Origin of the sequence: Asaia platycodi JCM 25414, assembly GCF_000614545.1 — a bacterium.
Taxonomy (GTDB): Bacteria; Pseudomonadota; Alphaproteobacteria; order Acetobacterales; family Acetobacteraceae; genus Asaia; species Asaia platycodi.
In genome coordinates this window covers 69,374-88,436 of the sequence record NZ_BAKW01000015.1, presented here as the reverse complement: position 1 = coordinate 88,436, position 19,063 = coordinate 69,374, and the positions used below count along the sequence as shown (strand labels likewise).

Here is a 19,063-nt window from a genome sequence, read left to right as displayed (position 1 = left end):
CGCTGGGCAGAAACGCTGCGTGTGGCCGCTGGCACGGCCACCGGCGCCGCAGGAGAGACCGTTGCTGCGCTGCGTGTCGATACAGGCGCTGTGGCGCGCTTTGCCTTCTTGACCGCCTTGTGGGCGTGGGGAGCCTGCGTCGTGGCAGTCTGGGCAAAGGCACCCTGACCAATAGCCAGACCGGCACCCAGAGCGGATGCCAGCAGCAGCTTTCGTTTCGTTCCGATTGTCTTCATGTGTCCTCACCATCCATCAGGCGTTCTGATGTCAGAAAGATTTCACAATCGAAAACAGGTCTAGATCTTTATTGTTAATCCGAAACGGGAAACAGGACGGGTTGCGGAAAAGCCACATCGTTACTTACATATGACAGACTCTGACTTCAAAGAATATAATATGTCTTCAACAGATACATTTCGATATTCTCCGATCCAGTGAGGAAACAGACCTTACATTCGGCCATGATCCGCCATCGTTAAATTCACGGTAGTCCGACGACCTTCTCGAATCGCCTTGATATTGCACGACGATTTGTCACGACACGCCCTGTCCCAACCGGCCGATGACGTTCTGCGGGTCGGAAGTTGACGTTTGTTTCCGACAGAGACGCGTCAGTGAAATTTCCAGTAAATATAGAGCGCTCCAAGTATCGAAAAATATCAATCGGCTTAGAGCGACTGACCGCCGGACACTTCGATACGCTGCGCATTGACCCAGCGATTATCCTCCGACAGCAGTGAAGCGATCATCGGGCCGATATCTTCAGGCAGGCCGACACGGCCAAGAGCGGTATTCTGCGCGATATGTCGGGCGATCTCGGGATTGTCACGCACCATCCCACCAGAGAAATCGGTCTGAATGGCGCCCGGCGCGACGGTGTTGACCGTAATCCCCCTCGGCCCGAGTTCCTTGGCCATATAGCGCGTCATGGTCTCCACGGCTGCTTTCATGGACCCATAGACAATGCGTCCCGGATAGATGATGCGTGTCAGACCCGACGAGATGTTCACGATGCGCCCGCCATCGCGCAGCAGCGGCAAGAGTGCCTGGGTCAGAAAGAACGGCCCCTTGAGATGCTCGGCATAGATACGATCGAATTCTGCCTCGCCTGTATCGGTCAGCGTCCCGGTATGGGACGATCCGGCCATGTTCACCAGATAATCGACCTTCGCCAAGCCCCATCCGGCAAGCATCTCATTGACACTCTGCGCAAACGCCCCGAAAGAGCCGGTATCGGCGACATCGAGTTCGAGCGCCTGACCCGGCAGGCCTGCCTCATGCAGAATGGCAAGAACCTCTTCAGCTGCCTTGCGATTGCTCTTGTAGGTGAAGATAGCCCCGACGCCCCGCTGGGCAAGCGCCTCGACACTCGCCCGACCGAGGCCACGACTGCCACCAGTGATCACAGCGATTTTGCGTTTGCTGGTCATATCCGTCTCCTGGGTTTCAGATGGACACAGATCATCACGCAGGACCGCTTGCGATAAGACGCAGTTTCCTGTCAGGATTGTTCATCTTTACGGAATAATCCTCATGGACAGACTGGCTTCGCTCACCCTTTTCCTGCGCGTGGTCGAGCGCGGCAGCTTCACCGCAGCCGCTCATGATTGCGGGGTGTCGCGCCCCGCCGCGACCGCCGCCATTCAGGCGCTCGAGCAACGCCTCGGCACGAGATTGCTACACCGTTCGACGCGCCATGTTCAGCCGACGGAAGAGGGACGTCTCTATTATCAACGCTGCCAAAGCATCGTCGCTGCGTTGGAAGAAGCCGACAGCATGGTTGGCGGCGCGCTATCGGGCACGATACGCGTCGATACGATCGGCCATCTGGCGCGAACAATCCTTCTGCCCGCCCTCCCCGATTTTCTGTCACGCCACCCGGGGCTGAACGTGCATCTGGGCGAAGGCGAGAGGCTGGTCGATCTGCTGCGCGAAGGGGTGGATTGCGTCATACGGGGCGGCCCGCTGCCGGACAGCGACATGATCGCAAGACCGCTTGGCTTACTGCACGAAGCTACAGTAGCAAGCCCTGACTATCTGCAAAAACACGGCACGCCTCGTACGCCCGACGATCTGGATGGCCATCAGATGATCGCCTTCGTCTCCTCCCGAACGAAAGAGATCCTGCCGCTCGAGTTCTCGACCAAAGAGGGGCTGGTCGAACGGCTCATTCCGGCACGATTGCTCGTGTCGGGGGCCGAAACCTCTGCCGAAGCGGCACGGCTTGGGCTCGGCCTGGCTCAGGCGCCACGCTATCGCTTCGAAGCCGATCTAACTGCGGGCACATTGATCGAGGTTCTGGCCGAATACCCCCCGGCCCCTACGCCACTCACACTGCTCTATCCCAGCAATCGGCAAGTCGCCCTTCGCGTACGCGTGTTCATGACGTGGGCGCAGGAGCTGTTCTCCGCCTTCTTCAAGCAGCAAGCCCATCCCTTCATCGATGGATCAAAGCGCTGAGGCGGCCTCTCTGAGCAGCGCTTCGAAACGCTGCACCGGAAGTGAGACCGGAGCATCGATCATCGCAATCGCAAGAGCTGCTTTGGGTGCCGATCCGATGATCCGGTGATAACTGACGCCATCGGCATGGATCTGGCTCAGGCATTCCGGCACGATGGAAACGCCCAGCCCTGCCGCAACAAGCGACACGGTTGCGATGATCTGGGGGGCTGACTGGCCGATATGCGGCACAAAACCCGCCTGACCGCAGGCCATAATGATTGCGTCGTAAAATCCCGGCCCCAGTTCGCGCTCGAACAGGATCATGGGCTCGTCGCGCAAGGCCTCAAGACGAACGCCCTGCTTCGAGGCACTGACATGCCCTTTGGGCAGCGCGATAACCGTTGCTTCTTCGAGAAGGGGCCGCACGACAAGGTTCTGAACCGGCGCAGGCGGGCGCACGATCGCGATATCGATCCGGCGATCGTGCAGGGCATCGCATAGAGCGGGCGTATTGCTTTCTTCGAGCGTGATGATGATGTCGGGCCAGCGCTCCCGGAAAGCACGGATGACGCCTGGCACCAGAGGCAGCAGGGAGACTGCACCGGCCAGACCGATACGCAGCCTGCCCTGTTCGCCGCGGGACAAACCGCGAGCCAGAGACGTCACTTCGCGTTCGAGCCCGATCAGGACGCGTGCCCGCTCGACGAGGGCCGCACCGGCTTCGGTCGGAACCGCACCCGAGCGCGATCGCACGAACAGCACGAGACCAAGCTCACGCTCCATCGCCTTGATCTGCTGGCTGAGCGGAGGCTGCTCCATATGCAGCAATTCGGCGGCACGGGTGAAACTGCCCGCCTCGGCAATCGTCACGAGGTAACGCCAGCGTCGAAGGTCGATGATCATATCCCCAACGTATGGAAGAGGGCTCAAACATATATTGGACGAGCGGAAGGTCCAAGGACAAACTACGACATAATCGACACCCAGCTGAAGGATCGCAGGTCTCCATGAGCACGACTATCGGTGGTTATCTCGCAAAACGACTGACGCAGATCGGCATCTCTCATCATTTCGCGGTGGCGGGTGATTATAACCTCGTTCTCCTCGATCAGCTTCTTGCTCAGGACGGGCTCGAACAGGTTTATTGCTGTAACGAGCTGAATTGCGGCTTTGCCGCAGAGGGCTATGCGCGGGCCAGAGGGGCAGCCTGTGCCGTCGTGACCTTCAGCGTCGGAGCACTTTCGGCCATCAACGCACTGGGGGGCGCCCATGCCGAGAACCTGCCGGTCATCCTCGTTTCCGGTGCGCCGAACACGAATGACCATGGCACCGGGCGCATCCTGCATCACACGCTTGGCACATCCGATTACGGCTACCAGTATGAGATGGTGCGCCATGTCACCGTCGCTGCCGAGCGCGTCTTTTCGGCAGAAGACGCCCCGGCGAAAATCGATCGCGTGATCGAGCGCGCGCTGGCCCTGAGCAAGCCGGTCTACCTCGAAATCCCGTGCAATGTGGCTGATCTGGAATGCCCCGAACCCGGGCCCGCCGAGGCGCTACTCTCTCGCAGGCCGTCAGCGGGCAAAACGCTCGATCGGGCGATTGAAACGACCCTCGACTTCCTGAACGAGCGCGAACAGGTTGTCATTCTGATCGGCAGCAAGCTTCGGGCCGCGCATGGGCTCGACGCTGCGGTGAAACTTGCTGACCGCATGGGTTGCGCTGTCACGATCATGGCCGCAGCGAAGGGTTTCTTCCCTGAAGATCACCCTGCATATCGCGGCGTCTATTGGGGGAATGTCAGCTCCCCCGGCGCTGAGGCCCTGATCGACAACGCCGACGCCATTCTCTGCCTCGGCCCGGTTTTCAACGATTATTCGACCGTTGGCTGGCGGCAGGCATGGCCAAAAGGCGACAAGATGGTGAGGGTCGAGCCGGAAGAAGTGGTCGTCGCGGGGCAGAGTTTCGGCGGTGTCAGCCTGCTCGATTTCGTCACGGCACTGGGCGAGCAGGCGCCACGCCGCACAGGGAGCGCCGAGACACCCTCACTGGCCCCGCCAGAAGTCGCGCCTCTCCCTAACGGCTCCCGCCTGACGAATGATGAGATGATGCGCCAGATCGGCGCTCTGATGACCGCCGACACGACTCTGACGGCAGAAACCGGCGATAGCTGGTTCAATGCAGTGCGCCTCACCCTGCCTGCTCAGGCCCGTGTCGAACTCGAAATGCAATGGGGCCACATCGGCTGGTCTGTACCTCGGCGTTCGGCAACGCCACGGGCTCGCCCGAGAGGCAGCATATCGTGATGGTCGGCGATGGCTCGTTTCAGCTGACGGCGCAGGAGGTAGCGCAGATGATCCGCTACGAACTGCCCGTCATCATTTTCCTGATCAATAACCTGGGCTATGTCATCGAGATCAAGATCCATGACGGCCCGTACAACTACATCAAGAACTGGGACTATGCCGGGCTGATCGATGTGTTCAATGCAGGAGAAGGCCATGGTCTCGGGCTGAAAGCCACGACGCCTGGCGAACTCGCAGATGCGATCACGAAGGCCCGGCAGAACAGACGTGGTCCGACGCTGATCGAATGCAGCCTGGACCGGGAGGATTGCACCCATGATCTGGTCAATTGGGGGCGTGAAGTGGGCAAGACAAATGCGCGGCCGCCGGTCACGAACTGAGTTCTCTAGACGGGAAACCGGAGACGGACCATGACAGCAGCCCAACACGAGACCTGAGTATCTGGCGAGGGATTTGATGCGGCATCGGAGATGAGACGCCTGATTTCCGGCGCTGCGATTTTTCGTCCGGTGCTAGGGAAACATCATGCTCTTCTCTCCTCCCTCCCACGACACGCTCTACAAGGCCCTGATCGCGCGCGACCCCGCGCATGACGGCAAGATTTTTGTCTGTGTCGGCACGACAGGCATTTTCTGTCGCCTCACCTGTCCGGCCCGTAAGCCGCTCTCTGAAAACTGTGTTTTCAGATCAAGCGTCCGGGAATGTCTTGAGGCAGGGTTTCGTCCCTGCAAGCGCTGCCATCCGCTGCACAGTGCTGCAGAAGCGGACCCGATCGTCGGCAAGCTGCTCGGCTTGCTTGACGCCGAACCGGGACGGCGGTGGCGCGAAAGCGACATCGCCGCTCTTGGCTTCGACCTTTCCACGGTACGACGGAGCTTTAAACGCCATTTCGACATGACATTTCTCGATATGGCACGGCAATATCGACTGCGGGAAGGCTTTCTGACCCTTTCCGGCGGCGAGCGTGTGATCGAGGCACAGCTCGATTCAGGCTTCAGCTCCCCCAGCGCTTTCAGGGAGGCCTTTGCACGGCTTCTCGGCTGCGCCCCCGGCACGCTGAAACCAGGCGGCATGCTGCAGGCAAGCTGGATTCCGACCCCGCTGGGAGACATGATTGCCGTATCCAGCACGACCCATCTGCACCTGCTCGAATTCGTCGATCGCAAGGCACTCCCTGCCGAACTGGGGGCATTGCAAAAGGCGCTCAAGGCGCCTCTGGGCCTCGGCTCAACCGCCCCCGTCGCGCAGGCCCGGGACGAACTCACGGCCTATTTTTCAGGGAAATCCGCTGTTTTCCTGACCCCGCTTGCCGCGCAGGGAACAGACTTCACCCGCAAGGTGCATCGCGCCTTGTGCAGCATCCCGGCAGGGGAGACGCGCAGCTATGCCGATATCGCCGTGCAGATCGGTCAGCCCGGTGCTGTGCGCGCCGTTGCAAGGGCCAACGGCGCCAACCGGATCGCCCTGTTGATCCCGTGCCATCGTGTGATCGGTGCCGATGGCAGCCTGACAGGCTATGGCGGCGGGCTATGGCGTAAACAGCGTCTGATCGAAACCGAAAGACAGTTTTCGAACGCGCTGTAACCGGGCAAGGTCGACGCTGAATACTTGCGCCTGCCTCGCCTCTATATCGGGTATGTGATCCGAAGTGACGCCGATATACTTGCCCATTCTTTGACACTTCGTGCCAACCCTCATCATACTGACAGATACGGCAGCGTATCGTCCTGCTGAACACGCAAATGGACCGTGCTCACGATGTGGAATAATAACGTTACGGGTTTCCCGAAGCCCCCGGCGAATATCTCGCCCAGACTACTCAAATATGGCGGGCTCGTAGTGGGTGCCATTCTGGTGGTCGCCATACTCAATCCGTTCTATCAGATCACGTCGGGTTATTGCGGCATTCTGACGAATTTCGGCTCCGTCCAGCCGGCGGCGCTGGAGCCGGGTCTGCACATTGCCCTACCCGTCTATCAGAAAATCGTTCTGGTCTCGACGCAGCCCCAGACCATCACGTCACATGAACAGGCCGCGACCCATGACCTTCAGGATGTACGCACCTCCGTCTCCGTGACATTCCACATCGAGCCCGCCGATGCGCCCGGCTTCTACCGCGACTTCCGTACCCTCGATACGCTGGCCCATCGCATTATCGAACCCACGGTCTCAAACGACGTGAAGGCGATCACAGCCAATTACAATGCTGAAGAACTGATCACAAAGCGCGATCTCGTTGACGGGCAGATCAAGGATCTGATTATCCGCTCCCTACAGCCCTATCATCTGACCATTCATTCTGTGAACACGGCAAACTTCGCTTTCTCGACCGCCTATGCGCAGGCTATCGAGTCCAAGCAAGTAGCGCAGCAGCAGGCGCTTCAGGCGCAGTACACCCTGCAACAGACGCAGATTTCGGCGCAGGCGCAGGTGGTGCAGGCCAAGGCCCAGGCCGATGCCGCTGTCGCGACGGCGCAGGGACAGGCGCAGGCATTGCTCGTCACATCTCAGGCTCAGGCAAAAGCAAACGCGCTGGTTTCCCAGTCTCTGACGCCGTCCCTTCTGCAACAAAAGGCGCTCGATCGCTGGTCGGGTACGATGCCCGTCTATCTCAGCGCCGGAGCCCCCCTGCCCTTTATCGGCACGATGAGCGCCGCCGAGAAGTAAGACTTCACTCGCCTCGCATCCTGAACCCGCTCTGCGACCGGCAACGCGGTTCAGTCGACAATCGGAAGCCTCGAACCCGCGCCTCCAAACGCCGTCATCAGGCCCTATGACCGCAGGACGTTTCATCTCGTAAAGACGTCACGATTCGCTATCCCCCACCACCCCGTCGACCGCGTTTCAACCACCTTGCGCGCTCCGGCATATCCACCTGGCGCAGCTGTCTGCTACGGCATTGCGTAGCTTCAGACCGGCACGGCATTTTGCCGCCAAACTGCGAAGCAGAACGGAGCGCCGCTTCGAAGAGCGTCCTTCCGGGCAAAGCGGTGCTGCTTGAGGCGGCGCCGTACGATCTTTATTTCTCGAGCCAAAGCAACACACCACCTCCTCGCCCCCGACAGGCGGCGAGCCGCACCGCTCCAGCACATCTGCGACATTGCCTCGGACTGCGTCACGCGTGAATTTTATCCCCTCGCTTGCACCACTAGACGTCTCCCCTCTCTCGCGTCACAGACACAAAAAAACCGCCCCGTCTTTCGACAGGGCGGCTCTTTCGTAACCTTGATGGTAAGGCGCTGGATCAGAAATCCATATCGCCCATGCCACCCATGCCACCCGGGCCACCGGCCGGAGCGGCCTTCTTCTCGGGCTTCTCGGCAACCATGGCTTCCGTCGTGATCAGCAGGCCGGCAACCGAAGCTGCATCCTGAAGAGCCGTGCGGACAACCTTGGTCGGATCGATGATGCCAGCGGCAACCAGATCCTTGTATTCGGCATTCTGCGCGTCGAAGCCGTGCGTGTATTCGGCGATTTCGAGCACCTTGCCAGCGATGACGGCACCGTCTTCACCAGCGTTGAACGCGATCTGGCGCAGGGGAGCCTGAAGAGCCTTGCGGATGATTTCCGCACCGACGCGCTGGTCGTCGTTCGCGAAAGACAGGTCCTTCAGGGCAACGGAAGCGCGGGCAAGAGCCGTGCCACCACCCGGAACGATGCCTTCTTCGACAGCAGCGCGGGTTGCGTGCAGGGCGTCGTCAACGCGATCCTTGCGCTCCTTCACCTCAACTTCGGTGCTGCCACCGACGCGGATGACGGCGACGCCACCGGCCAGCTTGGCAAGACGCTCTTGGAGCTTCTCACGGTCGTAGTCAGAGGTGGTTTCCTCAATCTGCGCGCGGATCTGTGCACAACGGCCCTTGATGTCGTCCGTGTTACCGGCGCCTTCAACGATCGTGGTGTTTTCCTTCTCGATATGCACCTTCTTGGCGCGACCGAGCATGTCGAGTGTCACGGTCTCGAGCTTGATGCCGATGTCTTCGCTGATGACCTGGCCACCCGTCAGGATAGCGATGTCTTCCAGCATGGCCTTGCGACGATCACCGAAGCAGGAGCCTTGACAGCAGCAATCTTCAGGCCACCGCGCAGCTTGTTGACGACCAGCGTAGCAAGCGCTTCGCCATCGACGTCTTCAGCGATGATCATGAGCGGACGACCGGACTGCACAACGCTTTCGAGCAGCGGCAGCATCGGCTGCAGCGAGGAGAGCTTCTTCTCGTGGATCAGGATATAGGGGTTATCCAGATCGGCGAGCATCTTCTCGGCGTTGGTCACGAAATACGGCGAGATGTAGCCGCGATCGAACTGCATGCCCTCGACAACGTCGAGCTCGGTGTGCAGGCCCTTGGCTTCTTCAACCGTGATCACGCCCTCGGAACCGACCTTCTGCATGGCCTGCGAGATCATCTCGCCGATTTCATGCTCGCCGTTTGCCGAGATCGTGCCGACCTGTGCCGTTTCGGCGGGGGTCGTGATCTTGCGCGTGTTGGCCTTCAGCTCGGCCACAACGGCCAGAACAGCCTTGTCGATGCCGCGCTTCAGATCCATCGGGTTCATGCCAGCGGCAACAGCCTTGGCGCCCTCACGGATAATAGCCTGAGCCAGAACGGTTGCGGTGGTCGTGCCATCGCCAGCCGTGTCGTTGGTCTTCGAGGCCACTTCGCGCACCATCTGGGCGCCCATGTTCTCGAACTTGTCAGCCAGTTCGATTTCCTTGGCGACGGAAACGCCGTCCTTGGTGATGCGCGGTGCGCCGAAGCTCTTGTCCAGAACAACGTTGCGACCCTTCGGGCCCAGCGTGACCTTCACCGCGTCAGCGAGGATATCAACGCCGCGCAGCATGCGCTGGCGTGCATCGGCACCGAATCTTACGTCTTTGGCAGCCATATTCTTATCTCCAGTAGAGGTTCAGTTTGCGACGATGGGGAGGCTGGAAATCAGCCGATCACACCCATGATGTCGCTTTCCTTCATGATCAGCAGCTCTTCGCCGTTGATCTTCACCTCGGTGCCGGACCATTTGCCGAACAGCACGCGGTCGCCAGCCTTGACGTCCAGTGCCACAACCTGACCCTGCTCATTCCGTGCGCCGGAACCAACGGAGACGATTTCGCCTTCCATGGGCTTTTCCTTGGCGGTGTCGGGGATGATGATGCCACCGGCCGTCTTCTGCTCGCCCTCAAGGCGACGAACGACGACACGGTCATGCAAAGGCCGAAAATTTGTCATAATGGATCGCTCCACTTTTCTCTGAAGGCGGCGTCCTTGCTTGAAAGCAACGCCGCCGGTTTGCGCGCCCGCTGAGCCGCAGCGCGTTAGCACTCCCGATGCGAGAGTGCCAAAGACGTAGGAGAGCCTTCGTCGATCGTCAAGTGTCCTCCGTCAGCGACGTATCACTTTTCATCGAAGCATCACTTGCAGGCTTTGCAGCCTCCAGTCTTGCGCCATCAAGATCACGTGACAGGCGGGTGTTCTCTGCCTCGGACTTGCGTCGGTCACCTTTACTTCGTCCGAACAACGCCCGGTTTTCCTCTGCCCGGCGGGCATCCATCTCACGAGCCAGACGTTTACGCACACGACGCAGATTGACGATTTCGGTCATGGTGATCGTTTGTCCTGTCTTTGAACGAACAAGAAAGAAGGAGGGTCGTTCCATGGGACGCCTGATATCCCTAACCGCCTCGGACACCCATCATTTTTCTGCCTACGAGGCGGGAGAGCCTTCTGCCAGGCACGCATTGGTGGTGGTGCAGGAGATTTTTGGCTTGACAGACCACATACGCGCCGTCTGCGACGAACTGGCAACCCGGCATGGTTATCACGTCATCGCGCCGGCCCTTTTCGACAGGGCAAAACGCGACGCTATCCTACCTTATGATGGTGACGGCATGAAGGCGGGCCTCGACCTCCGCGCCCAAATCAGTCCGGATGAGCTGCTCGCAGACGTTACTGCCGGTGCCCATGCCCTCAACAGACATGGCCACCAGAAAATCGGTATTCTTGGTTTTTGCTGGGGCGGACTCGTGGCATGGGAAGCTGCAACGCGTATTCGTGAGTTCGCGGCAGCGGCGGCGTGGTATGGCGGCGGTATTGCAGCGGTCAGCCATGAAAAGCCCCACTGCCCTGTCCAGCTACATTTCGGCGGCGAGGACGACCATATCCCCCATACCGATATAAACATCATTCGCGAAAACCGGCCTGAGGTGGAAATCTTTGTCTACGACGAAGCCGGACACGGTTTCGGCTGTGACGAACGCCCCAGCTTCAACAAGAGCGCCCGTGACATCGCCCACGAGCGCAGCATGGCGTTCTTCGCCTCCCATCTTTGAAAACGGAAGATAGAATAATGTCTGATGTCAAAAACCCCATCAATCCGTTGATCAACAGCCCCGAGCGCGATGCCCGCATCGCTGCAAAGGCCCGTGAACTCTGGGAAGCCGACGGCAAGCCGGGCTGCGGCACCGACGCCTATCTGGAGAACGCATCTGAGATCGTCGGCATGGAGGAACACCCCCATTCCGGGGAAATACCGGTCGACACCCTGCCTGAGGCGCAGTTCGCCGATGTTCAGGTCGAGAACGCCGAAATCCAGAAAAATCTTGGTGAATTCCCGGAGAGACAGACTGACCAGGGCGATCGCGATCATTTCCCGGAAAAGGACAATAAATCGTCCTGAAAAACTGGCGAAGGCAGCGCGGTTCGCCCGCTTGTGCCTTCGCCATTACCGTTCAGCGCAGAACGCGACCGGCCACGGCATCGAGCTTGGCGAGAAGCCTGCCGTCGCGCGCGCCAGGCGCTGTGATGATGGCGTGATCGAGAGCACGTTCGGCGCCTGACGGGCAAAGCCCACGCTTCCTGCCGAGCTCAGGATGATTGCCTTGACCAGAGCGCGCGCCTTGGCTGCGTTCTGCGTCATGACCGCAACCACAGCGTCAACCGTGACAGAGTCATGGTCGTCGTGCCAGCAATCGTAATCGGTCACCATGGCGATGCTGGCATAGCACATTTCGGCCTCACGGGCGAGCTTTGCCTCGGGCATATTGGTCATGCCGATCACAGAGCAGCCCCATTGACGGTAAAGCTCGCTCTCGGCGCGGGTCGAGAACTGAGGGCCTTCCATCACGAGATAGGTGCCGCCGCGCATCATATCCACGCCGATCTTTTCCGCCTGTTCAGCAATCACATCACCCATGCGTGCCGAAACCGGGTCGGCCATACCGACATGCGCCACGCAACCACGGCCGAAAAAGGTCTTTTCCCGGGCAAATGAGCGATCGATGAACTGATCGACCAGTAGAAACTTGCCGGGGGGAAGATCCTCGCGCAGCGACCCAACAGCGGAAAGCGAGACGATATCCGTCACACCGGAACGCTTGAGCGCATCGATGTTGCGCGGAAATTCAGTTCCGAGGGCGGGATCGGATGGCCACGTCCGTGACGCGGCAGGAAGACGCAGCGCACACCGTTCAGACGACCGAAAAGCAATTCGTCGGAAGGGTCGCCCCAAGGGGTTTCCACCCGGCGCCATTCCTTCTCTTCCAGCCCGTCGATATCATAGAGGCCAGAACCGCCAATAAGGCCGATTACGGGCTCGATCGTCACGTCTTCAGTCATGCAAAGCTGCCTTCTCGCATTGTCGCCAACAGAGTGCTCAGGAACACCAGTTTGACGCGCTTCGCAACCTGTCAGTGTTTTCATGCGGGCTCTGATGGTTTCAATCGACCCATTTTGCTATAGGCTGCCTCACTCAGGCTGGCGGAAGACCGGCTGGAACAGAATGTGGAGCTTGCGATGAGCGAGACCTTGGATCCGAAGACATTCGGCACCCTCATTCGTGATCATGTGCCCCATGACTCTTTCAAAGAGACAGCGCGGCACTGGTTCGAGACCCTGCGCGACAGGATCTGCGCCTCCTACGAGGCGATCGAAGACGAGGCAGTCGCGAAGAACTCCCCCGTGCTGCGCGACAAGACCAAGGCAGGTCGCTTCGAACGCACAGCCTGGGACAGGAGCGAAGACAGCAGCGGCAACCTTCATGCAGCGGTGTCATGTCGGTCATGCGCGGCCGCGTGTTCGAGAAAGTCGGCGTCAATGTCTCAACGGTCTGGGGGGAGTTTTCACCCGAGTTCCGCAAGAACATGCCCGGCGCCGACGTCGATCCGCGCTTTTTCGCCACCGGCATTTCGCTGGTCGCCCATCCGTGCAACCCGCATGTGAGCGCTGCGCATTTCAATACGCGCATGATCATCACGAGCAGTGGCTGGTTTGGCGGCGGTGGTGACATCACGCCGATCTTTCCCGATAGCGAAGCGGCCAAGGCGGACGCTGCGGATTTCCACGATACCTTCCGTGATGCATGTATGCGTCACGACCCCACCTACTACGAGCGGTTCAAGGCTTGGTGTGACGAGTATTTCTACCTCCCGCACCGGGATGAACCACGCGGACTGGGAGGGATTTTTTACGACCACTTCAGCAGCGGCGACGTGCAAAAGGATTTTGCCTTCACGAAAGACGTAGGGCTCGCTTTCTTTGAGGCTTACCCGCGCGCCGTGCGCTCACGCATGATGCAGCCCTGGACCGACGCCGAGCGCGACGCGCAACTCATTCGCAGGGGGCGTTATGTCGAGTTCAATCTCATCCATGATCGTGGTACGGTATTTGGGCTGAAGACCGGCGGCAACACTGAAGCCATTCTGATGAGCATGCCTCCAGAGGTGAAATGGCCCTGATCGCGGGGTCACTATTTAGCCGTATTCGTCTGGCTTAAGGCGCAAGCCGGACGATCTGGCGGTGAAGGGAAAGAAGTGCGGACCAAGATAATGCCTTTCATGGCCAGGCAATCAATGACGCGTCGCACGCTTCTCTCCGCCCTTGCTGCCTTTAACCTGGCTGCGATCTGCCCCGCCCGCGCCTGGGAGGACGATGAACGGGCCGAGGGCTCTTCCTCCCTCATCGGCTCCCCCAAACTCATCGTCGGTGGCGGCCCGGATTCACTGCCTGGCCAGGTCGCTCCCATCCTTGCAGCGGCACTCGCCAGAGGTCTCGCAACCCCCTCGCCCATCGCGACCCATTACGATCTGGGGCGAGACGGTGTGACTGCTGCCAATCTCTTCGACACGGTGAGCCCAGAGGCCGATGGTGGCACAACCATCCTCGCGCCCGGAGCTGCCCTGATCGCCTCACTCTCCGGCGATAGTCGGGTCCATTTCGATTTTTCCCGCTGGGCCGCCCTCATCATGGCCCGCCGCCCCGTTGTCACGATTGCTCGCGCCGAATTACATCGCACGATCAGATCGCGGCTGAGCGGCCTGTTTCATGATCGCCCTGTGCGACTTGCGGTGTCCCATGCGACCGGTGTGGAACTGACGAGCCTTCTCGGCCTCTCTCTTCTGGGTCTGCACCCGCTGCCTGTCCCCGGCTATGGAACCAAAGAGGCGGCCCTCGATGCGCTCAAAAATGGGCAGGTGGATGCCGTTCAGCTTACCCCGGGCCCGGATGACGACCTGTCGGCTGATATCGCCTCGGCGCCTCAGGGCATAAAACCAATCTTCTATTCCGGCCCCGTGATACCCGGCGTACCCGACTTCGAAGCCACTTACCAGATGGCTCGCGGTCATGCACCGAGCGGCGCTTTGTATCAGTCATGGCTCTCCGTCGCCAATGCCGCTGCGTCTGCGCTGGTCCTGGCCCTTCCCATGCTCACCCCGCCTCTGGCGGTGGCGCGCTGGCGCCATGCGGCTCAGGAGGCGGTCGTCGACCCGACACTCAAGAAGTGGAATGACGCCCAGCATCTGACGATCACAGCCGGTGCCGATGCGGCCCCCCTTCTCAACCAGCTGGAGCCGGACCTGACGGCGCTGCTGGCACTGCGTCGGTGGATCAACAATAACCAGCCAAGATGGCGTCAGGGCCAGGAAACCCGCCCGACCTGAGCAGACAAGGATCTCTCAAACCCTGTTACGGGCCCTGAGCAGAATGCGTACGGCGCCCTTGTTCTTCTTGTGGGTATGAACGACCGCGAGAATAAGGGGACGCAAATCACCGCGCTCGAGCCAGTGAGGGAGTTCCTGACGGATGACGCCTCCCTCCTGCCCGCTCCCCAGCCCGGTGATGACTTCGACACAGCGTATGCCCTGCGCACTGCATGCGTGCATAAAATGGTGAAGCTTGTAGAAGGCATCCTGCGCAAAATGCCCATGAAGATCGAGACGCTTCTGGGGCTTCATTTTGCCACTGGCAAGAGCATTCCATGACGTCGTATCGAGGCCAGGCTGACGACCATTGATCTCAAGCCGATCCTGAATTCGGGCGGGCCGCGCAGGGATAGCGGTAGACCGGAGAACCTCTTTCACACGAATGATCTTCGGCAGGTCTGCCTCATCCCCGGAATCAGCTGGCGGCGGAGCAGTGGGCAGACTAGCCGTAACCGACTGCGCCTTACTCGTCTTCTTACGCGAAGACACAATCTGACGCCCCCGCATCGGCAGGATCGTGCGAGCAAAAGCCTTCCAGAGACTTTCCTCGTCAGCACTCAGATCGCGTCGGGCCACGGTTCCTCCCTACCAAAGCATGTCAGAACCCAATCCAACGCTCTTATTGTGCCTCAGGCGCCTGCAGGGGTGGCTCCGCAACAACCTGCTGGAGCGGCACACCCTGATATTTGCCGGTCAGTGTTTTGAGAAACGCGACAATATCCTCTACGTCGCGCTTGGAAAGATCGGGGTAAGGCGTCTGGTAACGCGCCATCAGACGCACTGCTTCATCAAGAGTTGCCGCGCTGCCATCGTGAAAATACGGCGCCGTAAGCGCGATATTACGCAGATTTGGCACCTTGAACCTTTGATGGTCTTCAACGGCATGTGTGAAGCCCTCGCGACCGGAATCGACAGCGGTCAAACCGGTTTTGCGCTCGGTGAAATAGGGTCCTTCGAGACCCATGACCTCATAGGCATCGCCGCCGACGGCCACGCCGCTATGACAGCCAGAGCACCCGATGGCCTTGAAACGCTCATAGCCCCGCTTTTCCTGCGCCGTGATCGCGTTGTTGTCGCCTTTCAGATAAAGATCGAAGGGGCTGTCGGGCGTAATGAGGGTCTTCTCGTATTCCGCGATCGCGTTTGTCACCGACTTCTGGTTGACCGCATCCGCCCCGTAGAGACTGGCGAAAGCCGTGTGATATTCCGGGACGCAGCGATGATCGCGGCCACGCTCTCCCAATCATGTGCGCCCATCTCGACAGGGTTCGTCACCGGTCCGGCAGCCTGAGCGGCAAGATCCGCCGCACGTCCGTTCCAGAACTGAGCGATGCTGAAAACGGCATTATAGACCGTCGGCACGTTGATAGGACCCTTTTGTCCGCTGATACCAGTGGCCGTGACGAGATTATCGACACCGCCCTTGTCGAGCCCATGACAGCTCGCACAGTTCATCTTGCCATCGCCTGACAGGCGACGGTCAAAAAAGAGCTGACGACCCAGTTCGGCCTTCGTCCAGTCTACAGGGACATTCTCCGGGATAGGCTGGATGACCTCCCCCGCAAACTGCGGAGCCACGCCGGGAGTCGCGTAGTAACGCCGGCGCTGATCGGCAATCCAGGCGAGTACGTCGCTACGGGATTTTTCGGTCATGTAGGCGTGAGGATGCATTAACAAATAGGCTGCCGGCGGCATCCGGTTTTGCTGAATAACCTCTTCGATGCGAGAAAGCTGCTCGACCGAGGGCGGCTTGCCAGCCTGAAAAGCGGCTATGACCGGATCGATACGGAAATGGCGCTGCCCTGCAACCAGATCGCGCTTCATGATCTGATTGGCAAAAGGCAATTTGAAATAAAATGGCAGATCGGAGGTGCGCGTGTGACAATAGTCGCAACGCGTTTCTCTAAGGGCGTTAAACGCAGCAAGTGCCTTTGGATCATGCCACGTAGCACTGTTTGTCGGCAGTCGCGGCGCACCCTGATGATCGAACCGGGTCAGATAGGCGATTGTCCCGCCGTAGACGAGCGCACCCGCCAACATCAGCCCCATAATTCCGTTTTTTACGAGGCTTTTCTTATGGGCGGCCTTGGACAACCGTTCTTCTCCTTTTCGTGAACGCAAGTGACCGCATTGTGTCGCTCAATACGGGCCGTGTCAAAACGATGTTATCGATCAGACTGAAAGGTTTTTCCTATACAAACGCCAATGAGCGACATGGTGTCCTGCGCGACAGCTTCTACTCAGTCGTTCCCGACAGCCCCGGAGCAATCACCAATATCCGCTTCGTCCTGTATACTCTGGCGTAAACGCCTGCGGGCAACGGCCACGTAACGGGTGTCGATATCGATCCCCACACCCTGCACGCCAAGCTCCTGTGCCGCGACGAGGCTGGTTCCTGTTCCCATGAACGGATCAAGGAGCACCGTTTTCTCATCGTAGCCGTGAAGGGTCATGCAGGCGGTGGGCAGTGCGACGGGAAAAGTGCCCGGATGCAGAAATTTCTCGCGTTTGTGCCGCACGGTTTCATACGGAATAAACCACGTGTTCCCGCGACAGCGCCTGTCCACAGCGTGACGCCGACGCGAAATATTCGTCTTGTCGGTAAAAGGAACACCGGCAGCCAGACGCTGCAATCTGACATCGCCTCTATGGGTCAGATGAAAGACATGCTCATGATTATGGTTGATGAAGCGTGTCGAGTTGACCGGTTTGAAGTGGCCATAGGTCTTTTCCTCAATCGAAACCGACTTGATCCAGACGATATGGTTTTGCAGGACAAACAGGTCACGCAGCCGGGTGATGAGTTCAAAGGGCAACCAGGGCTGTGAGGATGACCCGGCGATATTGAGAAAAAACGACCCGTCGGGCTTCAGCAGCCTCGCAATCTGGATGCAGACCGTCTGCATCCAGCCGATATAATCCTGCTCGGCCAGGCTGTCTTTGTAGGTCCGGTAGGCAATGCCTATATTATAGGGCGGCGAGGTAACGACGATATCGACCGATGCACTTTCCATGCGACGCATGACATTCATGGCGTCGCCCCTTATCAGGGCATGACGACCTATCGCTTCTCGCCTCGCCCTGATTTTTTCCTGCGTCATCAGGCTGGCGGGTGTGGCAACAGAACGATCATGCGGCCATGGCTGCGCATTTTTCCTGCGAGATGCTCGGCCTCTTCGCCCCAGCCGGTGAACAGATCGGCATGATCGGCTCCCTTGATGTCACTCCCCACATCCTGACCAAAGGTGAGATGCGTCCAGTGCCCCTCGCCACCATTTGCCTGAGGCAGATGCGTATCGACCCAGATCGGCACCCCCATCGGAAGCACGCTACGATCGATGGCAACTGACCGACCCGGCGTGAGCGGCACACCCATTGCGCCAGGCGCCCCACGATCCAGCGGGATTGTGTCGACACGCTTGAAGAACACGTAATCGGGGTTCTGCTCCATCACTTCCTGCGCCTTATCCGGATACGCGGCGAGCCAGTTCTTGAGGCTTTGCAACGAAACATCCTCGGCAGCCATCTCGCCGCGACTGACAAGGACGCGGCCAATCGGCACGTAAGGCGCGCCATTCTTGGCCGCAAAGCCGACGCGGCGTGCCGAACCATCGGTCATGACGAGACGGCCGGAGCCCTGGATTTGCAGAAAAAACAGATCTTCAGGTGAACGCAGCCAGGCGATTTCGAGCCCACGCCCGGACAACGCCCCATGATCGATTTCAGCCCGCGTATAATAGGGAACAAATTTTCCATCCTCCCATCGTCCTGTGACCCAGTCACCTGCCGTATCCTTGGTGTGGATCAGATCGGCAGGCTGGGCATAAAGCGGCGTCTGGAAAGCGTCTGTCCTGACGGGCGATGCATAGATCTGGGGCTCGTAATAGCCGGTGAACAGGGCATCATTCGAGACGAGATAGGGGGCGAACCACTGCTCGAAATAGCCGCGGGCCGCTTCACGGGCATTGCCGACGCTCTGGAGCGCCGTACAAGCCCCCTGCCACTCGCCGGCAATGCTTCCATTAGGGATCGTGCCGGCAACGCCCCCGAGATGCGTTTCAGGGGGCAGACGCATCAAACGCTGACATTCGGTGCGGAGCAGCGGCAACAACGTCTCTGGGGCTTCCGCCGACCAGCCATCGAGCATGCTGTAGGTAAGCGGCGTGAGCTGAAGAGAGGCTTCCGGCTGCGGTTCAGCGCAGGAAGCAAGAAAGGCAAGACTGAGCCCAAGGGAGAGACGAGAAACTATGTTCATGGCAAACCGAGTTTATCGTGCGCCCCGCGAGACGCAGCTTTTTGAAGCGAGGTCAGATTGCGCTCAAGCGCCCTGACGGCAGAA

General features: G+C 59.4%; 14 protein-coding genes and 5 pseudogenes. 8 read left to right on the top strand and 11 right to left on the bottom strand.

Annotated features, from left to right (window positions below; all coding sequences use genetic code 11):
• Together JCM25414_RS19690 and JCM25414_RS11585 are read right to left on the bottom strand one after the other, a co-directional pair.
• On the bottom strand, window positions 1-236 hold a 236-nt coding region (locus tag JCM25414_RS19690; protein WP_035443292.1), incomplete at its 3' end, for a hypothetical protein.
• A 432-nt stretch (window positions 237-668) separates the two neighbouring features.
• Complete coding sequence (locus tag JCM25414_RS11585; protein WP_025841749.1) at window positions 669-1,430, bottom strand: SDR family NAD(P)-dependent oxidoreductase; 762 nt, start codon at window positions 1,428-1,430, stop codon at window positions 669-671.
• Window positions 1,431-1,533: 103 nt separating this feature from the next.
• Here JCM25414_RS11585 and JCM25414_RS11580 point away from each other — a divergent pair, with 103 nt between their 5' ends.
• Window positions 1,534-2,460: a LysR family transcriptional regulator gene (locus tag JCM25414_RS11580; protein WP_025841748.1), complete on the top strand. Its 927-nt coding sequence runs from the start codon at window positions 1,534-1,536 to the stop codon at window positions 2,458-2,460.
• Here the strand turns inward: JCM25414_RS11580 and JCM25414_RS11575 are convergent.
• A complete protein-coding gene (locus JCM25414_RS11575; protein ID WP_456303454.1) occupies window positions 2,449-3,345 on the bottom strand; it encodes a LysR family transcriptional regulator in 897 nt (298 codons plus the stop codon). The genes JCM25414_RS11580 and JCM25414_RS11575 overlap by 12 nt on opposite strands.
• 104 nt (window positions 3,346-3,449) lie before the next feature.
• Between JCM25414_RS11575 and JCM25414_RS19685 the strand changes: the two are divergent.
• From JCM25414_RS19685 to JCM25414_RS11560, 3 genes and pseudogenes are all read left to right on the top strand, one after another.
• A pseudogene (locus JCM25414_RS19685) lies at window positions 3,450-5,128 on the top strand (alpha-keto acid decarboxylase family protein).
• 145 nt (window positions 5,129-5,273) lie between these two features.
• The gene (locus JCM25414_RS11565; protein ID WP_025841746.1) at window positions 5,274-6,332 is read left to right on the top strand and encodes a bifunctional transcriptional activator/DNA repair enzyme AdaA; all 1,059 of its coding nucleotides are present in this window, start codon (window positions 5,274-5,276) and stop codon (window positions 6,330-6,332) included.
• Window positions 6,333-6,506: 174 nt separating this feature from the next.
• Window positions 6,507-7,415, top strand: a complete 909-nt coding sequence (locus tag JCM25414_RS11560; protein WP_025841745.1) for a prohibitin family protein — start codon at window positions 6,507-6,509, stop codon at window positions 7,413-7,415.
• A 577-nt stretch (window positions 7,416-7,992) separates the two neighbouring features.
• Here JCM25414_RS11560 and groL read toward each other — a convergent pair.
• The 3 genes and pseudogenes from groL to JCM25414_RS19675 all read right to left on the bottom strand — a co-directional run bounded on the left by groL (window position 7,993) and on the right by JCM25414_RS19675 (window position 10,349).
• Window positions 7,993-9,635: pseudogene (gene groL / locus JCM25414_RS19680) on the bottom strand (chaperonin GroEL).
• Window positions 9,636-9,685: 50 nt separating this feature from the next.
• Entirely contained in the window at window positions 9,686-9,976 is a 291-nt protein-coding gene (groES, locus tag JCM25414_RS11550) for a co-chaperone GroES (protein ID WP_025841744.1), read from the bottom strand.
• Window positions 9,977-10,115: 139 nt separating this feature from the next.
• Window positions 10,116-10,349, bottom strand: a complete 234-nt coding sequence (locus tag JCM25414_RS19675) for a DUF4169 family protein (protein WP_025841743.1) — start codon at window positions 10,347-10,349, stop codon at window positions 10,116-10,118.
• Window positions 10,350-10,401: 52 nt separating this feature from the next.
• Here JCM25414_RS19675 and JCM25414_RS11540 point away from each other — a divergent pair, with 52 nt between their 5' ends.
• Window positions 10,402-11,076 carry a dienelactone hydrolase family protein gene (locus tag JCM25414_RS11540; RefSeq protein ID WP_025841742.1) on the top strand — a complete coding sequence of 225 codons (675 nt, stop codon included), beginning with the start codon at window positions 10,402-10,404 and terminating at the stop codon, window positions 11,074-11,076.
• A gap of 17 nt (window positions 11,077-11,093) precedes the next feature.
• Window positions 11,094-11,423 (top strand): DUF2934 domain-containing protein, encoded by a 330-nt coding sequence (locus tag JCM25414_RS19670; protein WP_051535853.1) that lies wholly within the window; start codon window positions 11,094-11,096, stop codon window positions 11,421-11,423.
• Between the two features lie 52 nt (window positions 11,424-11,475).
• On the opposite strand, the pseudogene JCM25414_RS19665 reads toward JCM25414_RS19670, so the two are convergent.
• Window positions 11,476-12,361 (bottom strand): annotated as a pseudogene (locus JCM25414_RS19665) (S-methyl-5'-thioadenosine phosphorylase).
• A 177-nt stretch (window positions 12,362-12,538) separates the two neighbouring features.
• Here JCM25414_RS19665 and hemF point away from each other — a divergent pair.
• Both hemF and JCM25414_RS11520 read left to right on the top strand, forming a co-directional pair.
• A pseudogene (gene hemF / locus JCM25414_RS19660) lies at window positions 12,539-13,479 on the top strand (oxygen-dependent coproporphyrinogen oxidase).
• Window positions 13,480-13,593: 114 nt separating this feature from the next.
• A complete protein-coding gene (locus JCM25414_RS11520) occupies window positions 13,594-14,682 on the top strand; it encodes a hypothetical protein (protein ID WP_148301072.1) in 1,089 nt (362 codons plus the stop codon).
• Window positions 14,683-14,697: 15 nt separating this feature from the next.
• Here JCM25414_RS11520 and JCM25414_RS11515 read toward each other — a convergent pair whose 3' ends face one another.
• The 4 genes and pseudogenes from JCM25414_RS11515 to mltA all read right to left on the bottom strand — a co-directional run bounded on the left by JCM25414_RS11515 (window position 14,698) and on the right by mltA (window position 18,979).
• Window positions 14,698-15,300, bottom strand: a complete 603-nt coding sequence (locus JCM25414_RS11515) for a Smr/MutS family protein (protein WP_025841739.1) — start codon at window positions 15,298-15,300, stop codon at window positions 14,698-14,700.
• A gap of 43 nt (window positions 15,301-15,343) precedes the next feature.
• Window positions 15,344-16,773 (bottom strand): annotated as a pseudogene (locus JCM25414_RS19655) (cytochrome-c peroxidase).
• Between the two features lie 191 nt (window positions 16,774-16,964).
• Window positions 16,965-17,825 (bottom strand): DNA-methyltransferase, encoded by an 861-nt coding sequence (locus tag JCM25414_RS11505; RefSeq protein WP_051535852.1) that lies wholly within the window; start codon window positions 17,823-17,825, stop codon window positions 16,965-16,967.
• Window positions 17,825-18,979, bottom strand: a complete 1,155-nt coding sequence (gene mltA / locus JCM25414_RS11500; protein WP_025841737.1) for a murein transglycosylase A — start codon at window positions 18,977-18,979, stop codon at window positions 17,825-17,827. The genes JCM25414_RS11505 and mltA overlap by 1 nt, the downstream gene beginning before the upstream one ends.
• Between the last annotated feature and the right edge of the window lie 84 nt (window positions 18,980-19,063).